We start from the raw sequence: 12,552 nt of genomic DNA on the forward strand, positions 1-12,552 counted from the left end.
GTGTATGTGCCGCTGGATATCGAATACCCCCGCGACCGCCTGCTGTACATGATGCAGGACAGCCGCGCGCAACTGCTGCTCACCGACAGCCGAGCGTTGCAGCAACTGCCGATCCCGGCAGGATTGACCAGCCTGGCGATTGATCGCACTGAGGAGTGGGCGGGGTTCAGCGACACGGCACCCGATGTGAAGCTGGACGGCGACAACCTCGCCTACGTGATCTACACCTCCGGCTCCACCGGCATGCCCAAGGGCGTGGCGGTGTCCCACGGCCCGTTGGTGGCGCACATCATCGCCACCGGCGAGCGTTATGAAACCTCGCCGGCCGATTGCGAATTGCACTTCATGTCGTTCGCCTTCGACGGCTCCCACGAAGGCTGGATGCACCCGTTGATCAACGGCGCGAGCGTGCTGATCCGCGATGACAGCCTGTGGCTGCCCGAGTACACCTACGAACAGATGCACCGTCACAACGTGACCATGGCCGTGTTCCCGCCGGTGTACCTGCAACAGCTGGCCGAACATGCCGAGCGCGACGGTAATCCTCCGAAAGTCCGTGTGTACTGCTTCGGCGGTGACGCCGTGGCGCAGGCGAGCTATGACCTAGCCTGGCGCGCACTCAAGCCGACCTACCTGTTCAACGGCTACGGCCCGACGGAAACGGTGGTTACGCCACTGCTGTGGAAAGCACGCAAGGGCGACCCGTGCGGCGCCGTCTACGCACCGATTGGCACGCTGTTGGGCAATCGCAGCGGCTACGTGCTGGACTCGCAACTCAACCTGCAACCGATCGGCGTGGCCGGTGAGTTGTACCTGGGCGGCGAGGGCGTGGCGCGCGGTTACCTGGAGCGTCCAGCACTGACCGCCGAGCGCTTCGTGCCGGACCCCTTCGGCAAGCCGGGTAGCCGCGTGTATCGCAGCGGCGACCTGACCCGCGGGCGGCCGGATGGCGTGGTGGACTACCTCGGTCGCGTCGACCATCAAGTGAAAATCCGCGGTTTCCGCATCGAACTGGGCGAAATCGAAGCGCGCCTGCGTGAGCAGGACAATGTCGGCGAAACCGTGGTGGTGGCCCAGGAAGGCCCGACCGGTAAACAGTTGGTGGCTTATGTGGTGCCGGCCGACACGCAGCCGGCAAATGAAACCGAATTTCGTGAAAGCCTGCGTCGCGCGCTGAAAACCCGCCTGCCGGACTACATGGTGCCGACCTACTTCATGTTCCTCGCGCAGATGCCGCTGACCCCCAACGGCAAACTCGACCGCAAGGGCCTGCCGCAACCGGATGCGAGCCTGCTGCAACAAGCCTATGTGGCACCGCAGAGTGAGTTGGAGCAGCAACTCGCGACGATCTGGGCGGATGTGCTGCGCCTGCCGCAAGTGGGCCTGAACGACAACTTCTTCGAGCTGGGTGGCGACTCGATCATCTCGATCCAGGTGGTCAGCCGTGCGCGTCAGGCCGGTATCCGCTTCACGCCCAAGGACCTGTTCCAGCACCAGACTGTGCAGAGCCTGGCCGGTGTCGCGCGCCAGGGCGTCGAAGGGCTGACGATCAGCCAGGCTGCATTGAGCGGCGAGGCGCTGCTGTTGCCGATCCAGCAGGCCTTCTTCGCCGACGACATTGCCGAACGTCATCACTGGAACCAGTCGGTGGTGCTGCAACCCCATGCGCGTCTCGACGCGGCAACCTTGACCCAGGCCCTGCAGGCGTTGCTCGTGCATCACGATGCCTTGCGCTCGCAGTTCCTCGCAGGCGCTGATGGCTGGCAGGGTGTGTATCGCGGCGCCGAGCAGCATCAGGCCGATGCCGTGCTGTGGCAGACCGCACTGCGCAGTGTTGACGAGCTGGCGGCGCTCGGCGAAGAAGCCCAGCGCAGCCTGGATCTTGGCCAAGGCCCGTTGATGCGCGCAGTGCTGGTCGAGCTGGACGATGGCTCGCAGCGCCTGTTGCTGGTCATCCACCACCTGGTGGTGGACGGTGTGTCATGGCGGATTCTGCTGGAAGACCTGCAAACCGCCTACCGCCAGGTTGACCGTGGCGTCCCGGTGGCATTGCCGGCCAAGACCAGCTCGACCCGCGACTGGGCGCAACGTCTGCAGCAATACGCTCAAGGTGACGCGCTGACGCAAGAGCTGGCGTGGTGGCAGACCCAACTGCATGGCGTCGAGGCCGATCTGCCGGGCGCCCAGCCGGGTGCGAGCCTGAGCAACCGGCATGCCGCCAGTGCGACCACGCACCTGGATGCCACGCACACCCGTCGGCTGTTGCAGGACGCACCGGCGGCCTATCGCACGCAGATCAACGACCTGCTGCTGACCGCGCTGGCCCGTGTGGTCGGACGCTGGACCGGTCACGCCTCGACCCTGATCCGCCTCGAAGGACATGGCCGCGAAGACCTGTTCGAAGACATCGACCTGACCCGCACCGTCGGCTGGTTCACCAGTCTCTACCCGGTGAAACTGACCCCGGCGCTGACCCTGGGGGGCTCGGTGAAAGGCATCAAGGAGCAGCTGCGCGGCATTCCCGACAAGGGGATCGGCTTTGGCGCCTTGCGTTACCTGGGGCCGCCGCAAGTGCGTGAAACCCTGGCGCATCTGCCGCAGCCACGCATCACCTTCAACTATCTCGGCCAGTTCGATGCCAGCTTCGAAAGCAGTGACGAGCAGGGCCTGTTCATGCCTTCCGGTGATGCGGCCGGGGCCGATCAAAGCCCCGAAGCGTCGCTGGGCAACTGGTTGGAAATCAATGGCCAGGTGTATGGCGGCGAGTTGAACCTGAGCTGGAGTTTCAGCCAGGAAATGTTCGACCCGGCGAGCATCCAGCAGTTGGCCGACGACTATGCCGCTGAGCTCAAGGCGGTGATCGAGCATTGCTGCCAGCCCGAAAACAGCGGCGCGACGCCGTCGGACTTCCCGTTGGCGCACTTGAGCCAGGCGCAGTTGGATGGCTTGGCGCTGCCGTTGAGTCGCGTCGAGGACATTTACCCGTTGTCGCCTATGCAGCAAGGCATGCTGTTTCAATCCTTGTACGGCCAGGGCTCCGGCGACTACATCAACCAGTTGCGCGTCGACGTGCAAGGGCTGGATGTTGCACGGTTCGCGGCGGCCTGGCAGGTGGCCCTGGAACACCATGACATCCTGCGTACGGCGTTCCTCTGGCAGACCGAGCTGGAGCAGCCGTTGCAGGTGGTCTACAAGACGGTACAAGTGCCGTTGATCGAGCACGATTGGCAGCACCGCCCGGACCGCGCCGAGGCGCTCGATGCGTTGGCCGAATCCGCGCGCACCGAAGGTTTTGTGCTGGAGCAGGCGCCTCTGCTGAGCCTGGTGGTGGTACGCACTGGTGCCGACAGTCACCATCTTATCTACACCAATCACCACATCCTGATGGATGGCTGGAGTGCCTCGCAGCTGTTTGGCGAAGTCATGCAGCAGTATGCCGGCGAGTCGCTGCGTGCACCGAACGGGCGCTATCGCGACTACATCGCCTGGCTGCAGGCGCAGGATCCAGTCATCAGCGAAACCTTCTGGAAGGCCCAATTGGCGGGGCTGCAGGAGCCGACGCGGCTGTCGCGCGGGATCCAGCGCGAGCAAGACCTGGCCCAGGTCAACGGGGTTCACCGGTCGGTACTCGCACCGGCGGCGACCGAGCAGCTCAAGGCGTTCGCCCAACGCCACAAAGTTACCCTTAATACCCTGGTGCAAAGCGCCTGGCTGCTGCTCTTGCAACGCCACACCGGCCTCGACACCGTGGCATTTGGTGCGACGGTGGCCGGACGTCCGGCCGAGTTGCCGGGGATTGAGCAGCAGGTCGGCCTGTTCATCAACACGCTGCCGGTGGTGGCGACGCCCAGCCCGCAGTTGAGCGTGGAGACCTGGTTGCAGACCGTGCAGACGCAAAACCTGCGCCTGCGCGAACAAGAACACACGCCACTCTTCGATATCCAGCGTTGGGCGGGCCTCGGTGGTGAAGCGTTGTTCGACAGCATCCTGGTGTTCGAGAACTACCCGGTGTCTGCAGCGCTGGAGCAGGGCTCCCCAGCCGGCTTGCGCTTCGGCGCGATGGACAGCCTGGAGCAGACCCATTACCCCTTGACCGTGTTGCTGGCCATGGGCGACAGCCTGGCCGTGGAGTTCAACTACGACCGCGCCGCGTTCGATGCACAGGCGATCGTCCACCTGGCCGAGCACTTCCAGCAGCTGTTGCAGGCCCTGACCCTGCCGCAGGTGCAGCGCCTGGCGGACCTGCCATCGCTGCCGGACGCGCAGCGCACGCTGATCGTCGAGGATTGGAATGCGACGGCGCGCGAGTACCCGTTGCAACGCACGGTGCATCAGTTGATCGAGGACCAGGTCGCGCTGACACCGCAGGCTCCGGCCCTGGCCTATGGGCCGCAGCGCCTGAGTTACGCCGAGTTGAACCGACGCGCCAACCGCCTGGCCCATCGTTTGCTGGAAGCCGGCGTGGGCCCGGACGTACTGGTCGGCCTGGCGCTGGAGCGTTCCATCGAGATGGTGGTCGGCTTGCTCGCGGTGCTCAAGGCCGGTGGCGCCTATGTGCCGCTCGACCCGGAATACCCGCGTGAGCGCCTGGCCTATATGCTCGAAGACAGCGGGGTGAAACTGCTGTTGACCCAAGCCCATCTGCGTGAGCAGTTGCCGGTCCCTCAAGGCCTGGAAACGCTGATATTGGGTGACGCCGGGTTCGAAGACTACAGCGACGCCAACCCCGGGATTGTGCTGGACGGCGAAAACCTCGCCTACGTGATCTACACGTCAGGCTCCACCGGCCAGCCCAAGGGCGCCGGCAACCGTCATGTGGCGCTGACCAACCGCCTGTGCTGGATGCAGGAGGCTTACGCGCTGGATGCCGGCGATACCGTGTTGCAGAAAACCCCGTTCAGTTTTGACGTGTCGGTGTGGGAGTTCTTCTGGCCACTGATGACCGGCGCACGCCTGGTGGTCGCGGCGCCAGGCGATCATCGTGATCCGGCCAGGCTGGTCAGCCTGATCAACGCCGAGCAGGTCACCACCCTGCATTTCGTACCGTCGATGCTGCAAGCGTTCCTGCAGGATGCCAACGTGGCGTCCTGCACCAGCCTGCAGCGTATTGTCTGCAGTGGCGAGGCGTTGCCCGTCGATGCGCAGCAGCAAGTCTTCGCCAAGCTGCCTCATGCCGGGCTCTACAACTTGTACGGCCCGACTGAAGCCGCCATCGACGTGACGCACTGGACGTGCGTCGAGGAAGGTCGCGACGCGGTGCCTATCGGCAAGCCGATTGCCAACCTCGGCTGCTACGTCCTCGACGACAACTTCGAGCCGGTCCCGGCCGGCGTACTCGGCGAACTGTTCCTCGGCGGCGTTGGCCTGGCGCGGGGTTATCACCGTCGCCCGGGCTTGACTGCCGAGCGCTTTATCGCTCATCCGTTCATCGCGGGTAAGCGCCTGTACCGTACCGGCGACCTGGCCCGCTATCGCCCTGATGGGGTGATCGAATACGCCGGGCGTATCGACCATCAGGTCAAGCTGCGCGGCTTGCGCATTGAGCTTGGCGAAATCGAAGCGCGGCTGCTGGAGCACGCCTCGGTGCGTGAGGCAGCGGTGCTGGCGGTGGACGCCAAGCACCTGGTCGGTTACCTGGTCTTGCAGGAGCAGGGTGAACACTGGCGTGAAATCCTCAGTGCACACCTGGCCGTTCATTTGCCGGACTACATGGTGCCGGCGCAATGGCTGGTGCTGGAACAGATGCCCCTGAGCCCCAACGGCAAGTTGGATCGCAAGGCCCTGCCGAAGCCGGACACACAGGCAAGCCAGCGTTTTGAAGCGCCGCAGACCGCGTTGGAGCACACGGTCGCGCACCTCTGGCGAGAGGTGCTCGGCGTCGAGCAGGTGGGTGTCCACGACAACTTCTTCGAACTCGGCGGCCACTCGCTGTTGGTCTTGATGCTCAAGGAGCGGATTCGCAAGGCCAGCGGCATCGGCCTTTCGGTCAGTCAGTTGATGCTCAACCCGACCGTGCGTGCCCAGGTTGCTTGCCTGGAAGGCACTGCGCGCCGGTCGCTGCTGGTGCCGCTCAATAGCCGCACCGAGGGCACGCCGCTCTACCTGTTCCACCCCAGCTACGGTTCAGTGCATTGCTACAAGGCCATTGCCCTGGCGCTGCGCGATCAGCGGCCGGTGGTCGGTGTGATTTGCCGTGCATTGGCCGAGGAGGGCGCGCAAGTGCCGTCCTGGGCCGCGATGGTCGAGGACTACACCGCACAGTTGCTGGAGGCTCAACCCGAAGGCGCCTTCCGTCTGGGTGGCTGGTCATTGGGCGGCAACCTGGCGGTCGAAGTGGCCCATGGCCTGGAGCAGGCGGGTCGGCAGGTGGAGTTTGTCGGTTGGATCGACTCCTCGCCACCGCGCTGGCTCACGCAGTACTGGGACGCGGCAGTCGTCTGCGATGACAGCGAGATCTCCGACAACGAACGACGCGTGGCATTACTCGGCGTGATGTTCCCGGCCTCTGCAGAGGCGATCCACCGCGCTTGGAAAGGCTTGCAGGCCACCCACATCGCTGAAGACCAGCAATGGGCAGGCTTCGTCGAATGGGCCGAGGCCTCCCTGGGCCAAGCGTTCCAGGACATCAAGCAGGAACTGTTGGGCGGCAATGAGGCACAGGTCTCCTGGGAGGTCGACCGTGCGTTGTTCAAGCGCATGGAACAGGCGGACTTCAAGCCGCTCAAGGCGCCGGTCAGTTGCTGGTGGGCGGCCAAGAGCCGTGCAGGCCAACACAAGGCATTGATTGAGGCGAGCATGCAGCGGGTGATCGGCGCGGCGTGTGTGGTGCGCTCGGAGGTCATCGAGGTGGACCATGAGCGCATCATTGACAACGCCGGGTTCGTACGCAGCTTTGTAGCCGCCATGGAGTAACCGTCGCCTGACCAGACAGCCCCAGCCCACGTGATGTGCGCTGGGGCTTTTTGATGTGCGGGCGGCAACGGCAGCCAAGACGAATTACCCGCCCAAAAAAACACCCTGTGCAGGGTGCCTGCACAGGGTGTTGGGGGATTGCCTAGGCGGGGGTCAGAAGTCCCAGCGGGTCGACAGCATCACGTTGCGGGGGTCGCCGGAGTAAGACGAGGTGTAGAACCCGATGTTGGTGTAATAGCGTTTGTCGAACACGTTGTTGACGTTGATCGTGGCCGAGAGGTTTTTGCTGATCTGGTAGCGCGCCATCGCGTCCACCAGCCAGTACGGGTCTTGGGAAAACCGCTGGGTCACATTCTTGCCGCGGTTGTAGACATCCTGCCAGACCTCACCCTGCCAGCGCGCGCCGCCGCCGAGGGTCAGCTTGTCGAGGGCGCCGGTCAGCTTGTAGCTGGTATAGAAGTTCAACTGGTCCTGAGGCTCAAAGGTGGAGAATTTCTTGCCGTCGTCATCGCGGATCACCTTGTGGGTGTAGCCCGCCTGCACCTGCCAGCCTGGCGCCAATTCGCCGGAGATCTCGGCTTCATAGCCCTTGGTCTTGGCCTTGATGCCCATGTAGGCCCACTCGACGGGCGAGTTGGCCGGCATATTGTTGTTGTACTCGGTGTCTTCCTCGGCCCGATTCGATTCATGAATCTCGAAGTAGGCGAGGCTGGCGTTCAAGCGGCCGTCATAGAACTCGCCCTTCAGACCCAGCTCGTAGTTCTCGCCCTCGTCAGGCTCGACCATTTTGTTGTTGCGGTCGGGCCGCAGCATCTGCGGCATGAAGATCGAGGTGTAGCTTGCGTACACCGAGAAATTCTTGTTGAGGTCGTACACCATGCCGGCATAAGGGATGACCTTGCCGGTTTCCCGCGAGTCGTTGGTGCCGGTCAGCCGGTAGTCGGCCAGGCGCGAACCGAGCAACAGCGACAGGTCGTCGGTGAGGCTCAGGCGAGTCGAGAAGTAGACGGCCGCCTGGCGGGTGATGTCGTCTTTCTCGTGGGCCGGGCCCCATTGCGGTTCGAGGCTGTCACCGTCCCACTCATAGAGCGGGAAATTATTGCCGTCCCTGTAGGTCGCTTCGTAGCCGTAATAGTCGTTGCCTTGCCAGTGCGAGCGCGAGACCGAGGAACCGACGACCAGTTGATGCTCCCGTCCACCCAGGCTGAACGGCCCGGAGAGGTAGAAATCACCGTTGTTGCTGATGGTCTTGCCGGTGAACTTGGAGCCATAGACCGACGCCCGGTCGCTGGAATTCGGTATGGGCGATGCGTAACCCAGCGGCGCGTTGTAGCCATTGAGCTGGTTGCTGTAGTTGGCCTTGGCGATCCAGCCGTTATCCAGGGCGTGTTCCAGGGTGGCGAACACACTGCGGCTGTATTGCCCCCAGCTGCTCCATTTCGGACCGTTGTTGTAGCCGCGGTTGAAGCTGATCTCGTTACCGTTGCCATCGAACAGCGAACGGCTGCCCGACCAGCTGGAGCCTTTCGGGTCGTTGTTCTGGTAGTCGGCGCCGACGGTCAGCAGGGTGTCGGGCGTCAGGTCGAATTCGAGGATGCCGTAGTAGACATCCGTCTTGCGTTCATAGTGGTCCATGAACGAATGGCGGTCCTGATGCACCGCCACGGCGCGCCCGCGCACGTTGCCGCTGTCGGTCAGCGGGCCGCTGACGTCCAGCTCCGAGCGGTAGTTGTCCCACGAGCCGGCACCCAGGCTGACATGGCCCTTGAACTCGGCAGTGGGTTTCTTGCGCACCAGGTTGATGGTACCGCCAGGGCCGCCTGCGCCGGTCATCAGGCCGGTAGTCCCCTTGAGCACTTCGACGCGGTCGTAGATCGCCATGTCGCTGAGGGTCTGGCCGGCCGAGTAGCCGTCGTTGCGCGTGGTCGGCACGCCGTCGTACTGGAAGTTCTGGATCGGGAATCCGCGTGCGTAGTAGTTGGTGCGCTCGCTGTCGAAGGTCGACACGGTGATGCCCGGTGTGTGACGCATCACGTCGTCAATGCCGTTGAGGCCGAAGTCGTCCATGGTCTGGCGGGTGACCACGGAAATCGACTGGGGCGTTTCCCGTGGTGTCAGTACCATCTTGGTGGCAGTGGCGATGGTGCCCGGCGTATAGGAGCCGCTGTCCTCAGTGATGGTGCCGAGCTGGTTGGCGTTGATCTGGGTGGCCCCCAGCTCCACGGCGCCGGTGCCCGAGCTTGGCGCGTTGATGATCATCGAGCTGCCTTGCAGGCTGTAACTTACGCCTGTCCCCCCCAGGAGGCGCTCGATTGCCCGTACCGGGTCCATTTTGCCGCTGACCGCCGTGCTGTGTTTGTTCTGCACGGTTTCCGGGCTGTACAGGATTTGCAGGTTGGTCTGTTGACCGAACACCTGCAGCGCAGTACTCAGTGGTTGCGCCGGAATGTTCAATTCGAATTCTTCCGCCTGCACATAACCTGCTACGGGCAGGCTGATCGCCAGCGCCAGGGCGTTGGGCAGAACGTTGAATTTCAAAGCCCGCCGCATGGAAAGTGCGGTGCTCAATGGGCTGAGGGCAAGCCGTACGGGCATGGTGTGTTTCTCTTTTTAAGTGTTGGCAAATAGGTGGTTAATGCGGTTAATTCTCATTGCTGCATATGAGACGTTCCCACTCGCATAAACCGGAAAAATTTATGCGGGCTCCAGTTCTGCCACGACTTTCCCTGCGCTCAAGCGCACCAACTGATCGGCGATATCGAAATAACGATCGTCATGGCTGATCACGATGATGGTCTTGCCCAGGCGCTTGAGGTCCGGCAGCAGCTCGGTGTAGAACACGCGCCGGAACGCCGGATCCTGGTCGGCCGCCCACTCGTCGAACACCAGTACCGGACGTTCTTCGAGCCAGGCATTCACCAGTGCCAGGCGCTTGCGCTGGCCGGTGGAGAGGTCGGTGGTGCTGAACACGCCGTCCTTGACGCTGACCTTGTGCGCGATTTCCAGGCGTTCCAGGTACTTGGCGGCGCTGTCCAGCGACTGGGTGGCGCTGCCCTGGACCAGGTCATCGAACAGGTAGTAGTCGGCGAATACCGTGGTGAACAACTGGCGGTAGTCGTCGCGTGCTGCAGCGGTCAGCGTTTCGCCGTTCAGGCGGATTTCGCCGGCCTGGGGCTGGTAGAGGCCGAGCAGCAGCTTGATCAGGGTGGTCTTGCCACAGCCGTTCTCGCCGACGATAAACACGATATCGCCCTGCTTGATACTCAGGTTGATCGGCCCCAGGTGAAACGGCTGGCTGCCTTCCACCGGCGGCGGGCTGTAGGTCACACCGCGCAGCTCAAGGCTGTTGACCACCGGAGTCGGGGCTTCGCTGCCGTCCATCAACAAGTGGGGCTCGGGGGACGAGAAACGCTCGGACAGTTCGGTGATCCGCGCAAACGCAATGCGCGCCTTGCCGATGATCGGCAGGTAACCCACTACATGTTCCAGCGGGCCTTTCATGTACAGCAGCACCAGCACGAAGCCAGTGATCACCGCAGGGTCCGGGTTGGGGTTGTAGGCCTGCATCGCCAGGGCCAGGCCGATGACCACGAAGAACAGCATCGAGCCAAAGGTCTTGGCGACGATATAAATGTTCACCGAGCGCACCTGGATATCGCTGATGCGGTCGGCGGTCTCCTGGATGCGGTGGGTGTTCATGCGGTAGCGTCGTGGCCGGTGGATGCGCAGCTCCTTGGCACCCGAGGCGATCGCCGAATAGTAGCGTTGCAGTTCGTCTTCCTGGTCGCGGGCTTCGTCGAAGCCACGGATGCCCTTGGCGCCGGCGATGAATTGCACGCTGCTGCCGATGATGATTGCCACGACCATCATCAGGAACATCGGCACCGACAGGTACGCCAGGTAGCCCAGGCAGCCCAGGGTCACGGTGGTCGCGATGGCCAGCGGGGTGAAGGCGAAGGAAAAATCGCTGATGGTGTCGACGTCATGGGTCAATACCGGAATCAGCCGGTGGGAGCGGTACTGTTCGATCTGCTCGATGGGCGCCGACAGCACCTTCTCGCCGAGGTCCTTGCGCAGCGCGGCAATGATGCGTTGGCCGACGTAGTTGGTGCCGATATCCGAGACAATCGAGCTGGTCAGCGCCAGCAGGCACAACGCGGCAAACGTCAGAATCACGCCGTGCGTCATGCCGGTGGCGGAGTGCAGGGCGTTATTGATGGTCGCCAGCAGCAACGTGATGGCCAGGCCGCCGGCCATGCCCAGGGCGACGGAGACCGTCACGATGGTGCGAAAAGGCCTGAGCAATGCGAGCAAACCCTTGAAGGCGCCGCGCTTGGGGTCGGTCATAAGTACTTCCCGGAAAGTGAATAGAGGGGGCTGGGCACACAGACCCTTACCCATGACAAACGAAGGATTGGCGCGACTATTTAGCTCGGCGTGCCCGGCGGGGACGGCGGCGGATAAATTGCCCGGCGCCTGGTTCGTTCTTGTTGGGTAGGCGCACGCGTATGGGCGCGTGCCTGATCTATCCAGCGAGAGCGAAACAATGACGAAAAAGAATCTGGTGTACGTGTGGTCCCTGCGCAATGCCGCCGCCGACAAGGCCGGGCAGCCTGTGGCCTACAAGGACCATGAGCGCTACATGAAGTCGGTGCTGGAGTTTCTGGTGGGGTCGCTCAACGACACGCCGCTGGGCGAGGCCTACAACCTGGTAGGCGTGGTGTATGACGATGACGAGCAGAACCCGCGTGACCAGCAGCTGGTCAGCGACTACGGCTTTGCCTACCAGCCGGGCCGCCAGTGGCTGTACCCGGCCGACCTGCGGGTGCAGGGGCGCCTGGTCAACGATCTGCTGCTGAGCGTGCCGTCCACCTATCGTCGCCTGCCACGCGGCAGCGCCGAGCACATCGCCGGCAAGCAGGATTTCGAACGCCGCCTGCATGACACTCTGGTGGAGCTCAAGGCCGATATCGTGGTGCTCGATGGGCTGCTGGTGATCCTCGATGAACTGGTGCGCCCGGGTGCGCCGTTTGCGCGTCGGATCATGAACATTCATCCGGGGATTACCCGCATCGAGTCGCCGTACGAGCGCCGTGGCGCCTACGCCACCTGGAATGCGCTGTACGGCGCACGTGGGCAAACGGTGGTGGACTGGGCGACCAAGGCCACCACCCCGTCCGAGCCGCTGTACCTGACGGGCGCGTCGTTCCACTACGTGGACAATGGCATCGACTCCGGCGAAGTGTTCCACGACGTGCTCAAGACCGAGATTGCGCCGGACGACACCATCCTCGAACTGCGCTGGAACAACTTCAACAACAGCCTGTTCCCGGCGTTGCATGAAGGATTGGAGTTGTTGGCGCAGAAGGGTATCTAAAGCGGACACGGTGCCAACTGTGGGAGCGGGCTTGCCCGCGAAAGCGGTGTATCAGTCGCTGAAGAGGGTGGCTGATCTACCGTCTTCGCGGGCAAGCCCGCTCCCACATTTGGGGTGTATTTCAAGGTTGGAGCCGAGTTGTGCCTTCAGCTCAAATGCCGTGCAGCACCTCGGCCTCCAGCCCGAACACCGATCAAAACTGTGGGAGCTGGCTTGCCTGCGATGGCGGTGTGTCAGTCGCTGAAGCGGGTGGCTGAACCACC

Annotated in this window: 4 protein-coding genes; 2 read left to right on the forward strand and 2 right to left on the reverse strand. The window is 63.2% G+C overall.

Annotation, left to right across the window (positions count from 1 at the left end; translation table 11 throughout):
- A partial coding sequence (locus BBG20_RS31375) for a non-ribosomal peptide synthetase (protein WP_141697332.1) occupies positions 1–6,912 on the forward strand: 6,912 nt, incomplete at its 5' end.
- A gap of 153 nt (positions 6,913–7,065) precedes the next feature.
- On the opposite strand, the gene BBG20_RS31380 is transcribed toward BBG20_RS31375, so the two are convergent.
- Positions 7,066–9,507: a TonB-dependent siderophore receptor gene (locus BBG20_RS31380; RefSeq protein ID WP_065910354.1), complete on the reverse strand. Its 2,442-nt coding sequence runs from the start codon at positions 9,505–9,507 to the stop codon at positions 7,066–7,068.
- A gap of 99 nt (positions 9,508–9,606) precedes the next feature.
- A complete protein-coding gene (locus BBG20_RS31385; protein WP_065910356.1) occupies positions 9,607–11,259 on the reverse strand; it encodes a cyclic peptide export ABC transporter in 1,653 nt (550 codons plus the stop codon).
- 199 nt (positions 11,260–11,458) lie between these two features.
- On the opposite strand from BBG20_RS31385, the gene BBG20_RS31390 reads away from it, so the two are divergent.
- Positions 11,459–12,289 carry a N(5)-hydroxyornithine transformylase PvdF gene (locus BBG20_RS31390; RefSeq protein WP_065910358.1) on the forward strand — a complete coding sequence of 277 codons (831 nt, stop codon included), beginning with the start codon at positions 11,459–11,461 and terminating at the stop codon, positions 12,287–12,289.
- The last annotated feature ends 263 nt before the right edge of the window (positions 12,290–12,552 follow it).

This window comes from Pseudomonas aylmerensis, from assembly GCF_001702265.1.
GTDB lineage: Bacteria > Pseudomonadota > Gammaproteobacteria > Pseudomonadales > Pseudomonadaceae > Aquipseudomonas > Aquipseudomonas aylmerensis.